The sequence below is a fragment of the Streptomyces alfalfae genome, assembly GCF_004127445.1.
In the GTDB taxonomy this organism is placed as follows: Bacteria; Actinomycetota; Actinomycetes; order Streptomycetales; family Streptomycetaceae; genus Streptomyces; species Streptomyces alfalfae.
In genome coordinates this window covers 97,893-120,480 of the sequence record NZ_QEXM01000036.1, presented here as the reverse complement: position 1 = coordinate 120,480, position 22,588 = coordinate 97,893, and the positions used below count along the sequence as shown (strand labels likewise).

General features: G+C 73.6%; 21 protein-coding genes and 1 pseudogene. 17 read left to right on the top strand and 5 right to left on the bottom strand.

Features of this window, described 5'->3' with window-relative positions:
* The first annotated feature begins 243 nt into the window (after positions 1–243).
* From DCW30_RS14970 to DCW30_RS14960, 3 genes are read left to right on the top strand one after another with little or no spacing between them, the layout of a single operon-like run.
* Entirely contained in the window at positions 244–936 is a 693-nt protein-coding gene (locus tag DCW30_RS14970; protein ID WP_079249889.1) for a HemK2/MTQ2 family protein methyltransferase, read from the top strand.
* Complete coding sequence (locus DCW30_RS14965) at positions 920–1,174, top strand: CDGSH iron-sulfur domain-containing protein (RefSeq protein ID WP_076682998.1); 255 nt, start codon at positions 920–922, stop codon at positions 1,172–1,174. Before DCW30_RS14970 ends, DCW30_RS14965 begins: the two co-directional genes overlap by 17 nt.
* Positions 1,171–2,187 (top strand): iron-containing redox enzyme family protein, encoded by a 1,017-nt coding sequence (locus tag DCW30_RS14960; protein ID WP_076683000.1) that lies wholly within the window; start codon positions 1,171–1,173, stop codon positions 2,185–2,187. Before DCW30_RS14965 ends, DCW30_RS14960 begins: the two co-directional genes overlap by 4 nt.
* A 47-nt stretch (positions 2,188–2,234) precedes the next feature.
* On the opposite strand, the pseudogene DCW30_RS14955 reads toward DCW30_RS14960, so the two are convergent.
* From DCW30_RS14955 to DCW30_RS14940, 4 genes and pseudogenes are all read right to left on the bottom strand, one after another.
* A pseudogene (locus DCW30_RS14955) lies at positions 2,235–2,918 on the bottom strand (DUF6766 family protein).
* Positions 2,919–3,000: 82 nt separating this feature from the next.
* Positions 3,001–3,414 carry a hypothetical protein gene (locus tag DCW30_RS14950; protein WP_237283319.1) on the bottom strand — a complete coding sequence of 138 codons (414 nt, stop codon included), beginning with the start codon at positions 3,412–3,414 and terminating at the stop codon, positions 3,001–3,003.
* Positions 3,415–3,486: 72 nt separating this feature from the next.
* Positions 3,487–3,906 (bottom strand): hypothetical protein, encoded by a 420-nt coding sequence (locus DCW30_RS14945; protein ID WP_062778973.1) that lies wholly within the window; start codon positions 3,904–3,906, stop codon positions 3,487–3,489.
* A 73-nt stretch (positions 3,907–3,979) separates the two neighbouring features.
* On the bottom strand, positions 3,980–4,945 hold the full coding sequence (locus tag DCW30_RS14940; protein WP_076683002.1) for an LLM class F420-dependent oxidoreductase: 966 nt from the start codon (positions 4,943–4,945) through the stop codon (positions 3,980–3,982).
* 172 nt (positions 4,946–5,117) lie between these two features.
* Between DCW30_RS14940 and DCW30_RS14935 the strand changes: the two genes are divergently transcribed.
* From DCW30_RS14935 to DCW30_RS14915, 5 genes are all read left to right on the top strand, one after another.
* Positions 5,118–6,254: a glutamate--cysteine ligase 2 gene (locus DCW30_RS14935; protein WP_076688570.1), complete on the top strand. Its 1,137-nt coding sequence runs from the start codon at positions 5,118–5,120 to the stop codon at positions 6,252–6,254.
* 113 nt (positions 6,255–6,367) lie between these two features.
* Positions 6,368–6,865 carry a DUF2975 domain-containing protein gene (locus tag DCW30_RS14930; RefSeq protein ID WP_076683004.1) on the top strand — a complete coding sequence of 166 codons (498 nt, stop codon included), beginning with the start codon at positions 6,368–6,370 and terminating at the stop codon, positions 6,863–6,865.
* Positions 6,865–7,101, top strand: coding sequence for a helix-turn-helix domain-containing protein (locus DCW30_RS14925; protein ID WP_062778982.1), 237 nt, complete (start codon positions 6,865–6,867; stop codon positions 7,099–7,101). The genes DCW30_RS14930 and DCW30_RS14925 overlap by 1 nt, the downstream gene beginning before the upstream one ends.
* A 169-nt stretch (positions 7,102–7,270) precedes the next feature.
* Positions 7,271–7,960, top strand: a complete 690-nt coding sequence (locus tag DCW30_RS14920; RefSeq protein WP_076683006.1) for a YceI family protein — start codon at positions 7,271–7,273, stop codon at positions 7,958–7,960.
* Positions 7,961–8,201: 241 nt separating this feature from the next.
* Entirely contained in the window at positions 8,202–9,812 is a 1,611-nt protein-coding gene (locus DCW30_RS14915; RefSeq protein WP_237283524.1) for an eCIS core domain-containing protein, read from the top strand.
* An 83-nt stretch (positions 9,813–9,895) separates the two neighbouring features.
* Here the strand turns inward: DCW30_RS14915 and DCW30_RS14910 are convergent, their stop codons facing one another.
* Complete coding sequence (locus tag DCW30_RS14910) at positions 9,896–10,438, bottom strand: hypothetical protein (protein WP_062778986.1); 543 nt, start codon at positions 10,436–10,438, stop codon at positions 9,896–9,898.
* A gap of 289 nt (positions 10,439–10,727) precedes the next feature.
* On the opposite strand from DCW30_RS14910, the gene DCW30_RS37465 reads away from it, so the two are divergent.
* The 9 genes from DCW30_RS37465 to DCW30_RS36685 all read left to right on the top strand — a co-directional run bounded on the left by DCW30_RS37465 (position 10,728) and on the right by DCW30_RS36685 (position 20,248).
* A complete protein-coding gene (locus DCW30_RS37465; RefSeq protein WP_237283320.1) occupies positions 10,728–11,939 on the top strand; it encodes a COG1470 family protein in 1,212 nt (403 codons plus the stop codon).
* Positions 11,940–12,181: 242 nt separating this feature from the next.
* On the top strand, positions 12,182–12,859 hold the full coding sequence (locus DCW30_RS14900) for a helix-turn-helix transcriptional regulator (protein WP_076683008.1): 678 nt from the start codon (positions 12,182–12,184) through the stop codon (positions 12,857–12,859).
* Between the two features lie 100 nt (positions 12,860–12,959).
* Positions 12,960–13,604 (top strand): Pvc16 family protein, encoded by a 645-nt coding sequence (locus DCW30_RS14895; RefSeq protein WP_076683010.1) that lies wholly within the window; start codon positions 12,960–12,962, stop codon positions 13,602–13,604.
* A complete protein-coding gene (locus DCW30_RS14890) occupies positions 13,601–15,715 on the top strand; it encodes an ATP-binding protein (RefSeq protein WP_079249891.1) in 2,115 nt (704 codons plus the stop codon). The genes DCW30_RS14895 and DCW30_RS14890 overlap by 4 nt, the downstream gene beginning before the upstream one ends.
* Positions 15,716–15,768: 53 nt before the next feature.
* Positions 15,769–17,244: a hypothetical protein gene (locus tag DCW30_RS14885; RefSeq protein WP_076683012.1), complete on the top strand. Its 1,476-nt coding sequence runs from the start codon at positions 15,769–15,771 to the stop codon at positions 17,242–17,244.
* 233 nt (positions 17,245–17,477) lie between these two features.
* On the top strand, positions 17,478–19,043 hold the full coding sequence (locus DCW30_RS14880; protein WP_076683013.1) for a phage tail sheath family protein: 1,566 nt from the start codon (positions 17,478–17,480) through the stop codon (positions 19,041–19,043).
* A gap of 115 nt (positions 19,044–19,158) precedes the next feature.
* Entirely contained in the window at positions 19,159–19,602 is a 444-nt protein-coding gene (locus DCW30_RS14875) for a phage tail protein (RefSeq protein ID WP_076683015.1), read from the top strand.
* Positions 19,602–20,093, top strand: a complete 492-nt coding sequence (locus DCW30_RS14870; protein WP_076683017.1) for a hypothetical protein — start codon at positions 19,602–19,604, stop codon at positions 20,091–20,093. The genes DCW30_RS14875 and DCW30_RS14870 overlap by 1 nt, the downstream gene beginning before the upstream one ends.
* Positions 20,090–20,248, top strand: a complete 159-nt coding sequence (locus DCW30_RS36685; RefSeq protein ID WP_162933545.1) for a DUF6760 family protein — start codon at positions 20,090–20,092, stop codon at positions 20,246–20,248. Before DCW30_RS14870 ends, DCW30_RS36685 begins: the two co-directional genes overlap by 4 nt.
* Positions 20,249–22,588: the final 2,340 nt, after the last annotated feature.

Here is a 22,588-nt window from a genome sequence, read left to right as displayed (position 1 = left end):
ACGCGCTCCTCGCGTCCGTGCCGCGCGCCGACGACTTCCCCGCGCCGAGGAATGGATCAGTGCCGGGCGGGCACTCAGTCCCGGGACGGAAGCCTGGAAGAAATCCGAACCGTTCGCACCATGTCGCCTTATGTCACCGATTATCACCAGCTGTCATCGTTCGACTGGTGACCCCGTGCGAACCGGCGGAGTGTGGAGGGAGGGACGCCCCACGTGGGAGTTCCCATAGACGGGAGACGCCGTATGACCACGCAGACGCGGATACCCATGCCGACCCCGCCACGCCCGGCGCGCCTGCTGGCCCTGCCCGGCGTGTACGCCCCCCAGCACGACACCGCGCTGCTCACCCGCGCCCTGCGCCGCGAGGCCGTCGACGGCGCCTCCGTCCTCGACCTGGGCACCGGCAGCGGCGCGCTCGCCGTGGCAGCAGCCCGCCAAGGCGGACGGGTCACCGCCGTCGACATCTCCCGCCGCGCCGTGCTGACCGCGCGGCTCAACGCCCGCCTCACCGGGCAGTCGCTCACCGTGCTCCGCGCCGACCTGACGACCGAGGCGCCGGACGGCCCGTACGACTTCGTGATCAGCAATCCGCCCTACGTGCCCTCGCCGTCCCCCGTCCTCCCCCGGCGTGGCGCGGCGCGGGCGTGGGACGGCGGGCCCCGCGGGCGTACCGTCGTGGACCGGATCTGCGAGGCGGCGCCCAAGGCCCTGGCCGAGGGCGGCGTGCTGCTCATGGTGCACTCCGCGCTCTGCGGCGTGGACGCCTCCCTCACCCGGCTCAGAGAGGCGGGCATGGTCCCCAAGGTCACCGACCGGGAGTACATACCGCTCGGCCCCGTGCTCCGCTCCCGCAGGGCGTGGCTGCGCAGCCAGAACCTCCTGGGCGCCGACGAGAACCTGGAAGAGCTGGTGGTGATCCGTGCCGAACGCCGATGACCGCCCCCGCCGCGTCACGGTCGACCCCGAGGGACCGCTCCTGGTGGAGGGCCCGGTCGAGGTGGTCGGCGAGGACGGCGCCGTCCACACCTCGCGCCGCTTCACCGTCGCGATCTGCACCTGCCGCCGCAGCCGCAAGTACCCGTGGTGCGACACCAGCCACCGCAAGCGAGTGAAGCCCGAGGGCCGCCGTGCGCGCACGGCGGCCGACTCCGGGGAAACGGAAAGGACGTCATGAGCGCCCCCACCGCGGTCCGCGAATCCCGGCTGCGCAGCCCCGCGCTGCCCGCCCCCCGCGGCGAGCTGTCCGAAGGCGTCGTCGTCGCCCTGCGGCAGGGCGGTCCCGCCCCCGCCCTCCAGCGGCAGGCGGCGGACGCCGACCCGTACGGCGAAGACCTCCAGCTCGCCCTCTACGTCCTGTACGAACTGCACTACCAGGGCTACGCGGACGTTTCCGACGAGCGGGAGTGGGACCCCGGGCTGCTCGCCCTCCGACAGGCCATGGAGCGGCGGTTCCTCGCCGCGCTGCGCGCCGACGTCCCCTCGGTCGACACCGCGGAGGAGGCCCTTGCCGGGCTCCTCGTGGAACCCGTCGGCCACGACGAGAGCAGCGTCAGCCACCACCTCCAACGCGGGGGCGAGCTGTGGCAGCTCAAGGAGTACGCGGCCCTGCGCTCGCTCTACCACCTCAAGGAGGCCGACCCGCACGCCTGGGTCATCCCCCGGCTGCACGGCCGGGCCAAGGCCGCCATGGTGGCCATCGAGTTCGACGAGTTCGGCGCCGGGCGCGCCGAGGACGTCCACGCGCGGCTGTTCGCGGAGCTGATGGCCGACCTGGACCTGGAGACGGACTACGGCCACTACGTCGACGCGGCGCCCGCGGAGGTCCTGGCCACGGTGAACCTGATGTCGCTCTTCGGTCTGCACCGCGCGCTGCGCGGCGCGCTGGTCGGGCACTTCGCGGCCGTCGAGGTCACCTCACCGCCCGGCTCGCGCCGGCTGGCCGCCGCCCTGCGCCGGGTCGGCGCGGGACCGGCCGCCCAGCGGTTCTACGACGAGCACGTGGAGGCGGACGCGGTGCACGAGCAGGTGGTGCGCCGGGACGTCGTGGGCGGCCTTCTCGCCGCCGAGCCGGACCTCGACGCGGACGTGGCGTTCGGCATCCAGTCCACCGGGTTCCTGGAGGACCGGCTCGGCGCGCTGCTCCTGGCGCACTGGCGGCAGGGGCGCAGCGCCCTGCGCTCCGCCTGAACGGCCGGCCCCCGCGAGCCGCCGGCCGACGCCCCGGCCCGGATGCCTCAGCCCTCGACGCCGGTCGCGCCGTGCGGTGAGCCGACGGGCTTGGACTCGGGTGAGCCGCGCTGGCGCAGATAGACGGAGAAGATGGCCATCGACCCCACGGCGAGCAGTTCGGACTGCCAGTTCTGCAGCGTGCGGGACCAGAAGTCGGCGGAGCCCACATACTGCGCCCAGCTGATGGGCGCCTGGAGTTCTCGCAGGTGCTGTTCGTTGTGGGCGGCCACGCCCGTCACGGACTGGGTCAGCCAGGAGAGCAGGAAGAGCACGCACATCAGGGTGCCGAGGGAGCGCGCGTACCAGGACTGGCGCAGGCCGCCGGCGGACGCCCAGCGCGGTGACCCGGGGGTGGCGTGCCGCCCCGCCTTCTGTTCCTCGTCCGACTCCGGGCCCGCCTCGTGGAGCTGCTTGGACTCCGGTGAGCCGCGCTGGAGCAGCCAGACCGTGCCGAAGATTTAGAGGAAGAACTGCAGGTACTCGGACTGCCAGTTCTCCGTCACGTCCACGGCGAAGTCGGAGCTGAGGAGGTAGCCGCCGAAGCCCAGCGGCGCCAGGCCCTCGGCGACGAGCCGGGTGTCGAGGTCGGCATGCCCGGCGACGGCCTGCCCGGCCAGGGAGAGCAGGAAGCCCGCGCCGAAGACCAGGGTCAGACCGTTGTCGCGGAGGAAGCCGCGGAGCCGCGTCATCGCCGCGTCAGCCCGATGACCATGCAGTACGCGAGGCCGCCGACCACCATCAGCAGGTACGCCGTGAACAGGGACCGCATGGTCAACCGCCCTTGATCCGACACCGGTACGGCTGCGCGGGCCGCGGGGAGCAGCCCGCGGCGACGACCTTCCAGCCCTGCGGGAAGAACGACAGGAAGAGCGTGTCGCGAGCGGCCACCACCCGTGCCTGTGTCCCGTATACGTCGACGGAGCGGACGGAACCCGCCTCGGGCAGTCCGGCGTCGGGCAGGGCGCGTGCGCAGGGCAGCTCGGCGTCGTGCTCCAGTTCCTCGCGGGTGCCGGGGGCGAGCGCGGCGCAGGCGGCGTCCGGAGTGCGCAGGCTCTCCTCGAAGCGGGTCGCCGCCCGCGCCGCCGCGTCCTCGCGTACGTCGGCCCCGCCGCAGCCGGTGAGCGCGCCGAGCAGCGCCACCGTGAGCAGGGCCGAGCCGCTTGCCCGTGCCGATGCCGCTCTCACCCCCGACACGATGCCGTACGCCGGTGCGGGGTCCGCTGGTTCGGCGTACGACACGCGGCGGGGTGCGTCCGATCAGGCCTTCTCGCGGGGCTCCCCGTGCTCGGCGCCCGTGAGGCGGAGCTGGAGCTGGACCTCCTGGTCGCCGGAGACGGTGCCGCCCGCCTCGGCGACGAAGGCGGACTCCAGGACCGAGCGCACCCGGCCGACCGCGACGGGGCCGCCCTGCAGATCGGCGGTGACGGAGTCCGCGAGCAGCACGCCGGAGACGGACGCGGGGGACTTGTCCGCGCAGAACTCCCCGGTCCACACGGCGGGCTCGGACTGGCCCGTCTGGCGGGGCGCGTCGTCGCCCCGGTCGGAGGGGAAGTGCTCGCGCAGCACGCCGAAGACCGTGTCCGCGTCGGCCGCCGAGCACTTGTCGAGGACGACCTGCACCAGGTCGGGGGAAGGGGACTCCGGGTCGGCCGCCGCGGCGTTCGATGTGTCGTTCACGCTGATCTCTTTCGTGGGGTGGCTGGTGGCTTTCGGGGCGCGGGTACCCGGTGGCGTCGCGGGTATCCGGTGGTCAGAGCTCGCGCAGCGCGGGCAGCAGCTTCTTCTCCGCCCATTCGATGAAGGGACGCTGGTGGTCGCCGCCCACCTGGACGAGCGCGATCTCCGTGAAGCCCGCGTCGGCGAAGGGGCGTACGGCCTCCACGAAGGCGTCGACGTCGTCGCCGCAGGGGATGGTCTTCGCCAGTTCCTCCGGGGTCACGTGCTGGGTGGCGCCGGCGAAGCCGGAGGGGCCCGGCAGCTCGGAGTTGACCGGCCAGCCGCCGACGGACCAGCGGAACTGGTCGTGGGCGCGGGCGATCGCCGCGTCCTTGTCGGGGTCGTAGCAGACCGGGAGCTGCCCGACGCGGGGCTTTCCGCCGCCGCCGTGCCGGTCGAAGGCGTCGAGGAGTTCCGCCTTGGGCTCGGTCGCGATGACCAGGTCGGCGAGGCGTCCGGCCAGGGAGCAGGACCGCTTGCCCGAGACCGCGACGCCGATGGGCGGCGGCTCGTCGGGCAGGTCCCAGAGGCGGGCGTTGGCGACGTCGAAGTGGGTTCCCTGGTGGTTGACGTTGTCGCCGGTGAAGAGCGCGCGGATGATCTCGATGGCCTCTTCGAGCATCTCGATGCGGACCTGCGGCGAGGGCCAGCCGGTCCCGACGACGTGCTCGTTGAGGCTCTCGCCGGAGCCGAGGCCGAGCCGGAAGCGGCCCTCGGCGAGGAGCTGCATGGTCGCGGCCTTCTGCGCCACCACGGCGGGGTGGTAGCGGACGGTCGGGCAGGTCACATAGGTCATGAGGGGGATGCGCGAGGTCGCCTGCGCCGCCGCGCCGAGGACGCTCCAGGCGTACGGCGAGTGCCCCTGCGACTCCAGCCACGGGAAGTAGTGGTCGGAGGTGACCGAGAAGTCGAATCCGGCGCGCTCCGCCGCGACCACATCGTCGACCAGAGCGCGGGGCCCGGCCTGCTCCGTCATCATTGTGTAGCCGATTTGCACCATAAAACATCGCTTTGCCGAAACGGCCTCGCTGAAACATTCGACGGTCCGTAGCCCTCGGTCGGCGGCTGCGGAACCGAGATCGGGGTACCTGGACGGAACGGTGGTTCCCGCCACCCCCGAGAAAGTCCGGTGGCGCCCGCCGCCGGCAGGGAGAGTTCTAAGGATGGGCAGCGTGCGCACTGTAGGAGTGGAGGAGGAGCTTCTCCTCATCGACCGCGAGAGCGGTGAACCGAGGGCGCTGTCCTCGGCGGTACTGGCACGGGCCGCCAGGGACACCGGCGAGAACACCGGTGTGGAGCCCCAGGACTCCGACTACCGCGCTCCCGAGGAGGAGACCTTCGAGACGGAGCTCCAGGGGCAGCAGCTGGAGTTCGCCACGCAGCCCCGTACGAGCATGGACAGCCTCCTCGACGAGGTCGTGCGGTGGCGCGCGGACGCGGACCGGCACGCGGGCGACGTGGGGGGCGCCGTCGCCGCCCTCGCCACCTCTCCCCTGCCGGTCAGCCCCAAGCTCAACGTGGGCCCGCGCTACCAGTGGATGGACGAGCAGTTCGGCCTCACCACCCAGGAGCAGCTGACCTGCGGCTGCCACATCCACGTGTCCGTCGACTCGGACGAGGAGGGCGTGGCCGTCATCGACCGCGTCAGGCCCTGGCTGCCCGTGCTGGTCGCGCTGAGCGGCAACTCCCCCTACTGGCAGGGGAACGACAGCCGGTACAGCAGCTACCGCAACCGGGTCTGGGGGCGCTGGCCGATGGCCGGTCCGACCGAGCTGTTCGGCTCGGCCGGGGAGTACCAGCGGCAGGTCGACGACATGGTGGCCAGCGGCGTCCTGCGCGACCGCGGGATGGTCTACTTCGACGCCCGGCTCTCCCACCGCTACCCGACCGTCGAGATCCGGGTCGCCGACGTCTGCCTGGAGGCCTCGACGACGATCCTGGTCGCCGCGCTGGCCAGGGCGCTGGTCGAGACGGCCGCGCGGGACTGGCGCGCGGGCCGGCCGCCGCTGCCGCACGGCGTCAGCCTGCTGCGCCTGGCCGCGTGGCGGGCGGCGAGGTCCGGAGTCGACGAGGTCCTGCTCGATCCGGTGACCATGCGGCCCGCCCCGGGGGCCGACGTGGTGCGGGCGCTCATCGACCACGTCGAGGACGCCCTCGCCGACACGGGTGACCTGGACATGGTCCGCAGGACGGCCGCGGGCCTGCTCGAACACGGCAACGGGGCCCGTGTCCAGCGCGAGCTGGTGGAGCGCACGGGCAGCCTGAGCGCCATGGTCGCGGAGTGCGTGCGCCGCACGCAGGCGTCGTAGCCCCCACAGGACGCCTCAACGGGTCCACCGTTGCCACACCTATCGTTTTTCGATACATTCCCATCGTGGGTCGATCGACAGTCGTCGGCCCGTGACCGAGGGGTGGAAAGACGATGGGACGAACGACCGTGCTGGCCCTGCGCGCCGTGATCGCGGCGCTCGGGGCCGGTTCCCTGTTCGCGCAGGCGGTACTGCTGCCGCTGCTCGCGGCCGACCTGGACGGCGCCGACGCGGCGCTCGCGGCGCAGCGCACACCGGTCCTCACGATCGTCCTCCTGGGCATCGTGTCGGCTCAGGTCGTCATGACATGCGTATGGCGGCTCGTGACGATGACGCGGCGCGGCACGGTGTTCTCTCCCGCCGCCTTCCGCTACGTCGACACCGTGGCCGGGGCCTTCGCGGCCGCCGCCCTTCTGGTGTTCGCCCTGGGGGTCGTCCTGGCGCCCGGCGAGGCCGTCGCGCCGGGCGTCGTCCTGCTGCTCGGCGGGGTCGGCGTGGCGGTCATGGGCGTCGCGCTGGTCGTCCTCGTCCTGCGGGCGCTGCTCGCCCAGGCCGTGGCGCGGGACGTCGAGGCCACCCGGATGCGGGCCGAGCTCGCCGGGGTGATCTGATGCCGATCGCCGTCGACATCGACGTGATGCTGGCCCGGCGGAAGATGTCCGTGGGCGAGCTGGCGGAGCGTGTCGGGATCACCCCCGCCAACCTGGCGGTCCTGAAGAACGGCCGCGCCAAGGCGGTGCGCTTCTCGACCCTCGCCGCGCTCTGCGAGGTGCTCGACTGCCAGCCGGGCGACCTCCTCCGCTTCGAGGACGAGCCCGCCCGCGCCCCGGCCGAGGCGCCGCTGTGACCTCGGGCGCCGGCGGACCGGCCGTGAGCGGGCCCCCATCCGTGCCGATCTCGTAGAGCTTTGCCGTCGACACCATGGAACCCGGACGAGGCCTCCCATCTCGCAGCTCACGCCCGGCCCCGGGCGTGATAGCACGGAGTGATCGATTCCGAAGGAGACCACGGACATCATGGGTATCTTCAGCCGCCGCCAGACGGCGACCATAGAGCGGACGCAGGATGTCGGACCGGGCGCGCCCTTCTCGACGGCGGCCGGCGCGGCGCCGCTCGACCCCGCACTGCGCGCGCTGACCGGGGAGTGGACCATCGACCGCCCGCACAGCCGCATCGGCTTCTCGGTGCGGCACGCGATGGTCACGACGGTGCGCGGCGCCTTCGGCGACTACGACAGCACGCTCTACTTCGACGGCGCGCGGCCCTCCGCGTCGCGGGCCGAGATCACCATCCAGGTCGGCAGCGTCGACACGGGCGTCGAGCAGCGCGACGCGCATCTCGTCGGCGCGGACTTCTTCGACGCGCGCCGCCATCCGGAGATGACGTTCCGCAGCACGTCCACGCTCCACGAGGGCGGCGAGAGCTTCCGTATGACGGGGGACCTGACCATCCGGGACGTCACCCGCCCCGTGGAGCTGCAGCTCGACTACCTGGGCTCCGTCGTGGACCCCTTCGGCTTCGAACGCGCGGGCTTCGACGGCACCACCACGATCGACCGCACGGAGTGGGGCCTGGTCTACAACCAGCGCCTGGAGGCGGGCGGCACCATGGTGAGCGAGAAGGTGCGCCTGCAGTTCGACATCTCGGCGATCAGGGCCACGCCGGGCAGCGCCACCGGGCTCCCGGCGGAACCCGCGACTGCCTGAAGCCCGCCCTCCCGGGCGTCGCCACCGCCGGTCCGGCGTCGCGCGAACTGCCCTTAAAGGAATGCCGCGGCGGCCCCCGGATGTGGCCCTTCGCCTCGTCCGGTGAGGCGGGGCCGCCGGATATACCTGGGGGTTCGTCCACTCGGAGGTGGTGCTCGTGCACGCACGCAAGCCGGTACACAGGGCCGTAGCGAGCCGGAAGGGACACGGGCGTGCCGAAGCGCCCGCCGGCCCCGACGGGCTGCTGGCCCTCCAACGTCTGGCGGGCAACGCCGCCGTGGCCAGAGCCGTCGAGGAGCAGCGGCACGAACACGGCGCCGGCTGCGGGCACGAACCCGCGGTGCAGCGGTCGGCGGTCCACGAGGTGCTCGGCTCCGCCGGCCGGCCGATCGACACCCCGCTGCGCACGGAGATGGAAGCGCGGCTGGGCGCCGACTTCAGTGACGTACGGCTGCACACCGACGAGGCCGCGCGGAGTTCGGCGGCGGAGATCGGCGCGCGGGCCTACACGTCCGGCCATCACGTCGTCGTCGGCCGTGAGGGCATGGACAAGCACACGCTCGCCCACGAACTCACCCATGTGGTGCAGCAGCGCCGGGGCCCGGTGGCCGGGACGGACAACGGCGCCGGTGTCCTGGTCTCCGACCCGTCCGACCGCTTCGAGCGCGAGGCCGAGGCGAACGCGACGCGCGTGATGAGCCGGCCGTACGCCGGGGAAGGCGCGGTCCAGCGCTCCGCTCACACGGCTCGCGCCGCCGAGGACGCGGCGCCCGTGCAGCGGGCGGACGACGGGCGGGCCGCGGCGCGGCCCCGTACGCCCGACTCCGCCGAATCGTCCGGGTCGGAGGAGGAGGACGGCGGACTGACGCGCGCGCAGGTGAGGTTCAAGGGGGACGCGAGAGTCCTGTGGGACCGCATCAACCGCGTCAAACCGCTGAGCACGAAGCCCGGGTTCAGGAAGGGCGTGAAGGACTGGCTGGGCACCCTGGAGGAGGACCTGCGGATGGCCGTGGGCGGCCGGAAGGAGCGGAGCCCCGTCAATCATTCCGCCGTCACCGGGATCATGGAGGGACTCCATGCCGACGACGTGATGGGGCACAAGGTCAACTACACGTGGTTCCTGCAGCACCAGGACACGGAGGGCATGTTCGACGGAGGCCTGGCGGGCCGCGCCTCGGCCTCGGCGGAGCGCGGTCAGATCTGGTCGAAGATGGGTGCGGCCGAGGCCATCAACGACGCCAACGTGGGCCGGGGCGTGGCCCTGGAGTCGTCGGTCCAGGGCTACATCTTCAACGGCCTCGGATTCGGGCTTCCCCGGTGGGACGACTCCCCGACCATGGGTGAGCTGTGGCTGCGGCTGTCGAGGTCGTACGCGGAGGCGCTCACGGACTGGGTCAGCGCGCACGTGCTGGACGGGATCGACGCCCGAAGCGTCCTCACGACGACCGAGTGGCCCGAGATCAAGAAGAAGATCGAGAGCGGCGAGGTCAACGGCCTGAACGTCTTCGTCTACGCGGCCCACCCCGGTGAGACGAGGAGCGAGCTGCGGCTCGTCGACACGTTCACGGTGCAGACCCAGGAGGATTTCGACGGCATCCCCAGGGTGCCCGGTGACGACGCGTGGCGGAGCAAGCAGGGGAGGATCGACTCGGAGCAGAAGGTCGCGCTGGAGGAGATCTACGCACGCCAGCGGCAGATCAACGGCCTCGACGCCTATGTGAAGAAGGTGTTCGGCGAACACGGCGGCGAGGACAGGATCCGCTTCAGCGCGGTGCGCACACCGAACAGCACAGCGGTCGGCACCTTCGCCCCTCCGCACCGCACCTTCACCGTCCGCAAGCCCTCCGCCTGACCCCGCCGCGGAGGACGGGCCGGGCCGGGGGCGGCCGGCCCGCCCGGTGGGCGGGCCGGGCTCGGGCCTCCCGGCCCCGGCGGTCACTGGTCGTCGACGGCGGGCCCCTCGTCCGGGGCCGGGCGCTCGGTGATCCTCGTGGCGACCCCGCCCTTGACCACCACGTCCGCGGCGACCGACCCGCTCTTGGCAGCGTCGCGCAGGTCCTTCAGCGAGCAGCGCGTCGTGGCCCTGGTGCTGTACTCGCCGCACAGCGTCCCCGCGCCGTACACGCCGGTGCCGCTCGACACGTAGAACTGCTGCTCCTTGCCGTCGACGCTCACGATGTACTTCTCCGGGGCGAGGTACTCCACGGTCCCGCCCGCGAAGGCGCCGTTCACGCCCTTGTCGACGCCGGCCGGGGCGTCGTCCCCCGCGGCGTCCTCGTCGGCGGCGCTGTCGTCGGCCGCCGAGTCGTCGTCCGCCGAGTTGCCCTGGCCGGCCGAGGCGCCCTCGGCGGACGCGGCCGTGGCGGAGCCGCCGGACCCCGCGTCGGTCGCGTCCTCCCGGCAGGCCGTGAGGGTGCACGCCCCGGCGGCGATGGCCGCGGCGATCAGAAGTGTTCGGGCACGGTGGGTGGCACGCATGAGAATCGTCTCCTGTGCGAGAGGGGGACCCGGCGGACGCGCCGGGCCCCGGTGGCTCACTGACACGATCACCATGCGCAGGCGGAAGGCGGCCGGGGCCCCGAGTGGCGCGAGCCATGTCGTTCTTGTCACCGTCGCGGGCCGGGGCCCCCGCGGGGCCGGGTGTGGACCGTGCCGGAACCGCTGGGGCGCGCTTCCCGTTCGACACGGGTGACTGTGCCCCCGCGGGTAGGCGCTTCTGCCCCTGGGCACCCTGACCGGCGGGCGCCGGCCGTCATAGCGTCGCCGGGTGAGCCTTTGGACATCCCTCGAACCCGCCTCGACCACCGTGGCCCCGGGCAGCACGGCGACGGTACGGCTGCGGCTGCGCAACACCGGCGACGTCGTCGACGAGTACCGCTTCAGGCCGGTCGGCGCGCTCGCGCCGTGGACGACCGTCGAACCCGCGGCCCTACGGCTGTACCCGGGCACCACGGGAGCGGTCGAGCTGACCTTCGCGCCGCCCCGCACCCCGGACGCCGCCGCCGGCCCGCACCCCTACGGCGTGCAGATCACGCCCACCGAACACCCCGAGGCGACGACCGTCCCCGAAGGCAGCGTGACCGTCACGCCGTTCACCGAGATCCGGGCCGAACTCGTCCCGCCCACCGTCCGCGGCCGGTTCCGCGGGCGCCCCCGGCTGGCCGTCGACAACCTGGGCAACACCAAGGTGACCGCCTCGGTCTCGGGGTCGGACAACGGCGGTCAGCTCTCGTACGACATCCGGCCGAGCAACGTCCAGATCGAGCCCGGCCGGGCGGCGTTCGTCAAGACCGTCCTCAAGCCGCGGCAGATCACCTGGTTCGGGACCGCGGAGGACCGGCCGTACACCCTGGGCATCACTCGGTCCGGCGACCCCCGTCTCGACGTGGACGGCACCTATGTGCAGAAGAGCTTCCTGCCGGGGTGGCTCGCCACCTTCTTCGGGTTGCTGCTCGCCCTCGCCATCACTTTCGTGATGCTGTGGTTCACCTACGCCCCCAAGGTCCGCACACTGGCCCAGGAGAAGCAGGTGGCGGTGGCTCCCTCCGCCCTGCCCGAGGACACCTCCTCCGAGGAGCCCGCCCCGGAGGAATCCGAGGCCTCCGGGCCCGCCGAGTCCGCGGAGCCGGACTCCCCCGCGGCCACGGAGGAGGGGGGTGGCTCCGGTGACGCGGAGACCGCCGCGGAGTGCGCCGTCGACGAGGACGACGGCCGCCTCTACTGCTCCAACACGCCCGACGCCACCGGCTACGAGAAGCGCTCCTACGACTCGGCCGTGCGGGGTGAGCTGGAGACCCAGTACAGCTGGTTCGAGTGCTGGGGGCACGGCGAGCAGACCCGGAGCGACCACGAGGACGACGGCGACGGTGACGACATCTGGTACTGGACGAAGCTCGACAACGGTTCCTGGGGCAACGTCGCCTCCAGCGACCTCAGCGCCGAGCAGCACCCGGTGCCCGGACTCCAGGAGTGCCGCTGAGCGCGTACGGGCGCCGGCCCCTCCGGTGCACCGGTCCAGCCAGTGGCTGAACAGTTCTTGAGCAGTGGCTGATCTGGTGGCCGGGGGCCATCCGGTCCGACGATGGCGATGCGGGGTCCGTGTGCCCCGGACCCGAAGGGGCGACCCGGGAGGTCCGGCGGTGGCCCGCGCTCGTCATCCTGTCCCGGAAGGGCGGCGAGGCTCCACGAACCACTCCGGGCAGCACTTGGGAGACGTCAGCCTTGCTCAGTTCGGTACCCCTCACACAGCCGTCGCCGGCCGACCACCGCATACCGGTCGTCATCCACACGGCCGACCCGCTGTCCGGCGCGGGAGTGACCCACCACCTCGGGCCGCACCCGGCGATCGAGCTCGTCGACTCCGCGGCCGACCACCCGCCGACCGACGCCTCCCGCGTGGTCGCCGTCTTCGTGGCCGACACCCTGGACGACACCACGCTGATGCGGCTGCGGCGGCTGATGCGCAGGGACGGCGCCCGGACGGTCCTCGTGGTCCACCGGCTGCGGGAGTCGGACCTGCTGGAGATCATCGCCTCCGGCGTGAGCGTCGTGCTGTGGCGGCACGAGGTGTCCTCCGCCCGGCTGTTCGAGGCCGTCACGGCGGCCTCCCGCGGCGAGGGGGACATGCCGGCCGAGCTGCTCGGCCGGCTGATGACCCAGATCGGCTCGCTGGCCCGGACGATCCCGGGCGGCACCGCCGCCCCGACGGGCGGGTTGACGCCGCGTGAGGTCGAGGTGGTCCGCCTGGTGGCCGAAGGCCTCGACACCAAGGAGATCGCGGCCGCGCTGAACTACTCCGAAAGGACGATCAAGAACAATCTGCACGCACTCACCACCCGGCTGCACCTGCGCAACCGCGCCCACGCGGTGGCCCACGCGGTGCGCGAGGGCTACATCTGACGGCCGGTCACCGCGGTGCCGGGGCAGACGACCGGTCGCCCGGCGCCGCCCCACGGCCCGGAACGGCGCCGGGCGACCGCACACAGCGCAGGAGTACCGCGTGATCCACGAAGTGGACCAGCTCATCAAGAACCTGTTGGGAGGGGGTGCCCTCCACGACAGCGGGGTCGACGTCCTCTTCGACGCCCCGACACGGGAGTGGGCCGCGCGGCGCAACGGCCCGACGATCGACGCCTACCTCTACGACATCCGCGAGGACGTGCGCCTGCGCGAACGGGGAACCACCCCGGTCCGTGACACGCGGGGCGCGGTCGTCAGGCACCGCAGGCCGCCGCGGTGGTTCCGGCTGTCCTACCTGGTGACCGCGTGGACGAAGCGGGCGGAGGACGAACACCGCCTGCTCTCCGCCGTCCTCGCGACGCTGCTGCCCCACGAGGTGCTCGCGCCCGACCGGCTGCCCGAGCGGCTCGCGGCCCTCGGCCTGTCGGTGCCGCTCTCGGTGGCCGGGGTGCAGAACGAGGCGCGGTCGGCCGCCGAGATCTGGTCCGCTCTCGGGGGCGAGCTCAAGCCGTCCGTGGACCTCGTGGTGACCGTGCCCTTCCCGTCCTTTCCCGAGTACGACGCGGCGCCTCCGGTCACCGAGGGAGCCGTCGTACGGGTGCGGGACACGACCGGCGCACCCGCCGGGCCGCCCGTGCCGGACACCGCCCATGCCCGCCCCGTGCGCACGGGGCGGCGGACATGAACAGCGCACGCTCCACCGTGCCGTCCGGGACCGACGGCGCCGGCCCGGCCCGTCGGGACCCCACCGGCCTGCTCGCCCCGCTCGACCGGCTGCACGCCCGGGTCGCCGACCTGGTGACACGGCGCTCCCGGCAGGACCCCACGGCCTCCGACCCGATGCGTGGCCTCTTCCTCACCGAGGACGCCGTCGCGCACGCGCTCGCCACCCGAGGCGCCGGCCTCGCGGACACCGGACCCGCTCCGCGACCGCCCGCGGCCGGACTCCTGGACGAGGACTCCGGCGGCGCGCTGCACGCGCTGGCACGGCGCTTCGCCCTCTCCCCCTTCGACACGCAGGTGCTGCTCATCGCCCTCGCCCCCGACCTTGAGCGCGGCTTCGAGCCGTTGTACGGCTATCTCAACGACGACGTGAGCCGACGCCGTGCCACCGTCGGCCTGGCCCTCGACCTGTGCGGGATTCCCGAGTCCGACCCCGCCGCGCGGGGCCGCTTCCGCCCCCGCGCACCGCTGGGCGCGCTCGGGCTGCTCCGGGTGGAGGAGCCCGAGCGCCCGTTCCTGAGCCGTTCCCTGCGGGTGCCCGACCGGGTCGTCGCCCATCTGCTCGGCGACGACACCTCCGACGACGCGCTGGCGGACCGCCTTCACCCGCTGCCCGCGCCCTCCGCACCCGACCCCTCCGACACCCTGCGCCGCAGGCTCGCCGCCCGCCTGGCCTCGGCGCCGCTGACGGTGTACGTACGCGAGGCCCGGCAGGGGGACGGGGCGCCCTGGGTGTCGGCCGCGCTGGCCGAGGCCGGTCTGAAGACCCTGCTCTACCGGCCGGACGCCGCCTCGCCGCCGCCCGGGGCCGGGCACCCCTCGGACCCCGCGGCGGGCCCCCAGGTCGACGTCCGGCCCGAGCCGTGGCACGACCTGCTGCGGGAGGCGCGGCTGCGCGACTGCGCCGTCGTGGTCCATCCGCTGCCGGAGGTGCCGGGCCCGGTGATGCGCGCCCTGAGCGCCGACGACGTGCCGGTGCTCTTCGTGGACGGCCGGCCCTACGACCCCGCCTGGTGCGACGCCGACCCGCTGGTCGTGGACGCCCCCGGACCGGCCACTGGCGGCACCCGGCTGTGGCGGGCGGAGCTGGGCGACACCGCGCTCGCCGCGGACCTGGACCTCGGGGCCACGCTGGCGCCCTACCGGCTCGGCTCGGCGCAGTCGGTCCGCGCGGCGCGGGCCGCGCTGCGGCTCGCCGCGCTGGACGGCGGCACGCTCGACGCCTCCCATGTGCGGCTGGCCGCCCGTCAGCAGGCCGCCTCCGGTCTCGAACGGCACGCGCGCCGCATCAGGCCCGCGGTCGGCTGGGACGATCTCGTCCTGCCACCGGAACCGCTCGCGCGGCTGCGCGAACTCGCCGCCCGTGCCCGGTTCCGCAAACGCGTGCTCGGCGAGTGGCGGCTGAGCGCGGGCGGTGGCAGAGGACGCGGCGTGCTCGGCCTGTTCGCCGGGGACTCCGGGACGGGCAAGACCCACTCCGCCGAGGTGGTGGCCGCCGAACTCGGCCTCGACCTGTACGTCGTGCAGCTCTCGTCGGTGGTGGACAAGTACGTGGGCGAGACCGAGAAGAACCTGGAGCGCATCTTCGCCGAGGCCGACGTGACGGACTCGGTCCTGCTGTTCGACGAGGCCGACGCGGTCTTCGGCAAGCGCTCCGACGTCAAGGACTCGCACGACAAGTACGCCAACATGGAGAGCGCCTATCTCCTCCAGCGCCTGGAGGCGTTCGACGGCATCGCGCTGCTCACCACCAATCTGCGCGCCAACATCGACGACGCGTTCACGCGCCGCCTCGACGTGGTCGTCGACTTCCCGTTCCCCGACGCCGACCAGCGGCTCGCGCTCTGGCGGCACAGCCTGCGGCACGTGCCGTGCGCGGAGGACATCGACCCCACCGCGTGCGCCCGCCAGTTCGAGCTCGCCGGGGGTTCCATCCGCGGCGCGGTGGTGACGGCGGCGTACGCGGCGGCCACCCGTGGCTCTCCGGTGACCGAAGCGGACCTGCTGGAGGGGGCCCGGCGCGAGTACCGCAAGGCGGGCCGCCTGGTGATGGCGGGGCCCGGGTCCCTGTGAGCCGCCGCGACGCCCCGGACCAGGCCCGATCAGCACGACCGAAGGGAAGCCCCGTGCACCGAGACGACACCCGCCCGGCCGCGCGGCGGGGCGGGGGGCCCGCCGGCCGCCCCGTCACGAGCCCCACCGCCGAGCGAGCCGGGGCCCCGGCGGCCGGTGCGGGCCTCGCGCACACACTGACGGCCCTGCAACGCACGGCGGGGAACGCGGCCGTCTCCCGCATGCTGGAACGGCGTGCGCCCGCCGGGGCCCCGGGCGGCAGCCGGCCGGCGGCCCCGCGCTCCCCCAAGGACGACCTGCTGCACGATCCGCGGACGTTCCTCTCCCACTCCGCCCTCGCCCTCGACTTCGCCCTCGGCATGCGGAACCGCATGCCGGACCTCCCGCTGAACAGGGAGGCGTTCGTCCGCCGCATGGGCGACTGGAACCGGCACTGGTTCGTCCTCGTGCCCGACGCCCGGCGCACCCGCGAGGGAATGCCCGCGTACCTGCTCGCGCCGGCCGTGGAGAAGTACGTCGAGGCGTTCGGCGACGACCCGCTGCTCGCCCCGCTCGCGGGTGACCCGCGCCTGGCTCCCGTCCGGGCCGACCAGGAGTACCTGGCCTCGTCGTACGTCCCCTATCTGACGGGAAGCACGGCGAACCCCGAGGAGTCGGTCGGTCACGCCCGCGTCCCGGGGGACGCCGGGCGGCGGGGCAGCGGCTCGGAGTTCGTGTTCACCGCCACGATGAACGGCTGCGCCTTCGCCGTCGAGGGCGCTGCCGACGACGGCGGGTTCACCGCCTGGCACTACCAGTCGCCCAGTTCCGCGACCAACCGCGGCCCGGCCCGCGAGTTCCGCAGGGACCGCTCCCCCACCGACTGGTTCGGTGTCGAGGAGTACGAGACGCCGGGCGACAAGAGCCTGTTCGAGGCGGCCAACATGCTGTGGAGGGGACCGGAGGGCTGGGAGGTGGTCAGCCAGGAGGTCAGGGTCGACCTGTCCGACATGAACAAGGCGCGCATCGCCGCGGTACGGAGCCGTCCGCTGCACCTGACGCCGGGCCACGAGGCCGCGTACACGGCGAGGATCTACACCGGTTTCGCGACGTCCCAACTCGACCGGCACCGACGGCTCCTGGAGCAGGCGCGCAAGAGCGCCGGGCCGGCCGCGCAGCGCGAGGCCCTGGAGAAGAACGTGTTCAAGCCGCTGGAGATGGCGATGGCGAGCGACGCCCTGATGCTGGGGGGCGCGGCCACCTTCCCGGAACTCGCGGGCATCGCGCAGGGCGTCAAGGCCCGGCGCGTGGAGACGGTGGGCCGGGTCCTCGCCTGGGTGGGACGCGAGCTGGAGGGCAGGACCGCGCGGCGCGGGGGCCTGTTCAATCCGGGCGGCGGCGAAGCCGCGCTCCAGCAGCGGCGTGAGCGGATCAAGGCACTCGTCGACGACTTCTCCGACACCTTCTGGGCGGACGACCTCATCGAGGAGGCGAACGCCCGCGCCACCGCGCCGGGTGAGCGACCGGCCGGGACCGGGGAGCGGGGCTGAGCCGGTACGAACGCCGCGGGATGCCGGGAGCGCCGGAGAGACCCGTACCGCGTCGGAGGGCGCACACGACGGACCGTCGTGTGCGCCCTCCGGCGTTCTGGGACCTCGACGACGGTTACCCGTCCGGGCAGTGCCGACTACCCGACCTGCGGGACGCTGGGACGTTTACCCGGCCCCGACCCTCCAGGCAGGCTCAAGGAGTCACTTCGCGTACCCCTTGAGGAGAGCAGAACATGCCGTCGTACCTGTCGCCCGGCGTCTACGTCGAGGAGGTGGCCAGCGGTTCGCGTCCCATCGAGGGGGTGGGCACCTCCGTCGCCGCCTTCGTCGGACTCGCGCCGGCCGGGCCTCTCAACGAGCCGACGCTGGTGACCAACTGGTCCCAGTACGTGGCCGCCTTCGGCGAGTTCGCCGACGGCTACTACCTGGCCCACTCGGTGTACGGGTTCTTCAACAACGGCGGCAGCGCGGCCTACGTCGTCCGCGTGGGCGGTGTGCCGGGCGGTGTGCCCGCCGAGACCGCGACCGGTGGCGCCGCGGGCGACGCGCCCGCGCTGCGGGCCGCCCAGCCCCTCCAGCTCGGCACGTTCACCGTCACGGCCACCGATCGGACTCCGGCCGACGGCCCCCTCACCGTCGAGGTGACCGACGCCGAGGGCGAGGGCCCCGCCGACCGCTTCCGGCTGACCGTGAAGGAAGGCGGCAAGGTCGCCGAGACCTTCGACGTGTCGCCGAAGAAGAACAGCCGCAACTACGTCGTCACCCAGGTCAAGGAGCGCTCCAAGCTGATCGCCGTGCAGGAGTCCGCTCCCGCCGCGCAACTGGCCCGCCCGGACAACCAGACGCTCGCGCTGCCCGTCGCCCCGCCCGTCGTGGCCGCCGACGACCAGCCGGGCCCCGCGGAGTACCTGGGCGACTCCGCCGACCGCACCGGCTTCGGCGGCCTGGAGGCCGTCGACGAGATCTCCATGGTCGCCGTCCCCGACCTGATGGCCGCCTACCAGCGCGGCGCCATCGACACCGAGGCGCTCAAGGCCGTCCAGCTCGGTCTGATCGCGCACTGCGAGCTGATGGGCGACCGCGTCGCCCTGATCGACCCGCCGCCGGGCCTCAACGCCCGCGACGTCCGGGTCTGGCGCCAGGAGACGGCAGGCTACGACTCCAAGTACGCCGCCCTGTACTACCCGTGGGTCAAGGTCTTCGACCCGGCGAACGGCCAGGCACGGCTCGTGCCGCCGAGCGGTCACGTCGCCGGCGTCTGGGCCCGCAACGACTTCGAGCGCGGGGTGCACAAGGCGCCCGCCAACGAGGTGGTGCGCGGCGCGGTCGACGTCGAGATGAAGATCACCCGTGGTGAGCAGGACCTCCTCAACCCCATCGGCGTCAACTGCATCCGGCCCTTCCCGGGCCGCGGCATCCGTGTCTGGGGCGCCCGCACCCTCGCCTCCGACCCGGCCTGGCGCTACCTGAACATCCGCCGGTACTTCAACTACCTGGAGGAGTCGATCCTGATCGGCACCCAGTGGGTGGTCTTCGAGCCGAACGACGAGGCGCTGTGGGCCCGTATCCACCGCAACGTGTCGGCGTTCCTCGTCAACGAGTGGCGCAACGGCGCCCTGTTCGGCTCCCGTCCCGAGGACGCGTTCTACGTCAAGTGCGACGAGGAGACCAACACGCCGGAATCGATCGACCTCGGCCGCGTGGTGTGCGAGATCGGTGTCGCGCCCGTGAAGCCCGCGGAGTTCGTCGTCTTCCGCCTCGCCCAGTTCTCCAGCGGCAGCGGCGAACTGGAGGAGTGAGCAGCACCCCGCCCCGTGGGCGCGGACGCGCCCGGGGCGCGGAAGGGGCGGGCCCGGAAGGGGCGACGCCCGACGTCAGTGACCGAGCAGCAAGCAGAAGGACGCGCACAACAGCATGAGTCTCCAGCCGGGTGACGCTCTCACCTCACATAACTTCGGACTGCAGATCGACGGCGTCATGGTCGAGTACCTCCAGGAGGTCAGCGGCCTGAGCCAGGAGCAGGACGTCATCGAATACCAACAGGTCTCGGCACAGGGCAAGCCCGTCACGAAGAAGATGCCGGGCGTGAAGAAGGCCGGCAACTGCACCGTGGTCAGGGGCATGACGCAGTCCAAGGCGTTCGACGAGTGGATCACCCAGTCGGTGTCCGGGCAGATGGCGACGGCCCGCAAGAACGCCAGCATCATCGTCATGGACTACCAGAACAACCCGGTCAAGCGGTACAACATGCGCAACGCCTGGTGCAGCAAGATCGACGCGAGCACGGTGAAGGCGGGCGAGGCGGCGGCCCTGACCGAGACCGTGACCATCACCTTCGAAGAACTGGTCATCCAGTAATGCGGCGAACGGCTTCTCACTCGTCCGCCGCGCCGGAGGCGCACGAGCCCGTTCCCGCCTCCGCGGTGGTCGGGGAGCGACGGCCGGCGGCCGACCCCGCACCCGGGCTGCCGGGGTGCGCGCTGCGCACCGAGTTCGACTTCGAACTGCCCCGCGGATATGTGGACGAGTCCGGCGCCGTGCACCGCAACGGCACGATGCGGCTGGCCACGGCCCGCGACGAACTCGTGCCGCTGCGGGACGTGCGGGTCCAGGAGAACGCCGCGTATCTGTCGGTGGTGCTGCTGGGCCGGGTGATCACCCGGCTCGGCACGCTGCCGCTGGTGCACGACGGGGTGGTGGAGAACCTGTTCGCCTCCGACCTCGCCTTCCTGCAGGACTTCTACCGGCAGGTCAACGCCGAGGGGCACACCCGTGCCGGAGTCACCTGTCCGCACTGTGAGGAGCCGTTCGAGGTCGAACTCGGCGGGAGCCGCCTGGGGGAATCGTGACGTACGCGACCGACCGTATCCATGAGGAGATCGCGTACCTCGCCTACCACCTCCACTGGGGTCTCGACGACATCCTGGACCTCGAACACGCCGACCGGCGCCGCTACCAGGAGCACGTCGCCGATCTCGTGACGCGCGCCTCGGCGAAGGGGTGAACGAACCATGTCCTTCCTGCAACGCCTCCGCCGCGGGGCTGCGGGCACCGCGCAGGCTCCCGCCGCGGTGGCCGCCCCGCCCGTCAGTGACACTGCCGGGGCGGAGGCCTTCACCGCTCCCGGCCCGTCCTGGCTCGACGCGCCACCCGTGCGGCGCGTGACCGACGACGCGGCGGCCCACGGCACCGCGGTCACCGATGCCCGCTTCGGCTCCCGCCTGAGCACCTGGCAGAACCCGTCGTTCGCGGGCGCCCTCTCCCACGCGGTGAGCAGCCGGGCTCCCGGCGGGCTGATCCACGCCGTCGCGAGCCGCGCCACGGGACCGGTCACGGGCCTCGAACGGCCTGCGGCGCTGCTGCCCGTGGCGGACGCGGTGCCCACGGACGCCCATGTCCCGGACGCCCATGTCCCGGCCGTGCAGCGCACCGCTGTGCCCACCGGCGTACGGGTGGTTCCCGCCGACGGGTCCGCGGCGGGTGCGGCGCGGTCGCTGACCTCCGCCGCGCGGCAGGCGTCCGCGGCGGCTCCGCGCGCTCTGCCCGCCTTCACGGCGGGCGGTCCTCCGCCCGTGGACTCGGCCCCGGCCGCGTACGCCGCCGCTCCGGCGGCGCCCTCGATTCCGGGACCGGACAATCCCCCCCGTCCGGTCCCGGCCCGCCCGGCCCCAGCCCTCCTGGGGCCGGGCATCCCCACCCCGCCCCCCACCGGGACCTCGACCGAGGCCGCGCCTGCCGGGGGCGGGCGGACGGCGGGCCGACAGGGGCTCGGCGCCCCTGTCGGCCATCAGCCCCTCGGGGCCCCGCTGCCGACGCCACCGGCAACCGCGCCACGGCCGGTCACCGCGCGGCGGTCGCCGCACGACCCCAGCGCTTCCGCACCGGTGCAACGTGCCCGACGGGCAACGGGCGAGGTGACCGGTCTCGCGTCGCCGCGGCTGGGGCCCGGTGCGGGTCCTTCGTCGGGGCCTGGTCCGGCTTCGCCGCGTCCGGGGTCGGCCACCGGGGCGCGGGTGGCTCCGGTCGCGGGGGCCACCATGCCTTCGGGCGGGGGACCGACGGTCCCCCCGGCCGCCGATTCCACCGCGGCCCCGGTCGCGGACCCGCCGGCCGCCCCATCCGCGGGGAGCCCCACGGCGTCAGCCACCCGGCCCAGGGCGAGTGCCGTCATGGGGCCCGCCGCGACCCCGGCCGCGGGGCTCGGCGCACCTCGTCAGGGCGCAGCGCCCACCGCGTCTTCGGCCACCCCTGCTTCCGTAGGACCGGCCACGCGTCAGACCGGGCCGGTCACCCCTGCCACGAACGCAGGGGCACGTACCGGCGTCACGCCTGCCGCCGGGGAGCACGTGGCGCGTACGACCACGTTGCCGGGAACGGGGAACGTTGCCGGTTCCCCCCTCTCCCCCGGGCCGGAACCCGTCATGCCGGCGGGGGTCCACAGCGCGGCGGCGCCGACACCTCACCCGGTATCGGACGCGACGCCCGGCGACCTGCCGTCCCACGCCGGCGGACGCCGTGCGGTGGCATCACGGCGTGAGGGCCCGGACGCCTCCCGCACGCCGGACGAGCCCCTGCCCTCGGTGCCCGTGGGCCGCGAGCGGTCCGTCGCGGGCGGCGTGCCTGCGTCCCGTACGGCGACACGCGGGCTCAGTTCCGCGCTCCCTCCGATCACTACGCTCTCCGGAGCCACCGCACCCACCCCTGCCCGGGGCACGGCGCCGGCCGCCGTGCCGCTGCGTGCCCCCGCCCACGGCTCCGGGGCGCCCCTGACCGGCGGGGCCGGCGCGGACGCCGGGTCCGGCGTGCCCGCGCAGCGGGCCCCGGCCACCCGTACGGGGCTGTTCGGAGGCTTTCGGCACCGACGCAAGAGGTCGAGCGGTGCTGAGGCGGTGTCAGCGGCCCGCGGAGGCGCGGACGTTCCGCGGAGCCGCGGCACCGCCGCGCATGCCGACGCGTCCGGTTCGACGCCCCTGGGCGAAGCCAGGTCCGGCCGCCCCGAGGCCGTCACCAGGCGGGCCGGAGCGGTGGCAGCGTCTGCCGCCGTGGGACGGGAGCCGGTACGGGCCGACAGCGGTGAGCGTCGGGCGGACGTACGCGCCGTATCCGCCGGCGAAGCCGTCGGAGCTCCCTCGGTCGGCGGGTCGGGCGGCGGGCCCGGCCCTGCGCGGGGCCGCGCCGGGGGCGGTACGAAGGGCATGCCCGTGCCCCGGAGCGGGGCCACCTCCCCCGAGGTGCAGCGCTCGGCTTCCGTCCCGCGCCGGCGGGGGGACACACGGGTCGGGACGACTGCCGTGAGCGGCGGCACGCCCGCGGCGTCCACCTCGCCCCGGGCCACTGTCGGCGG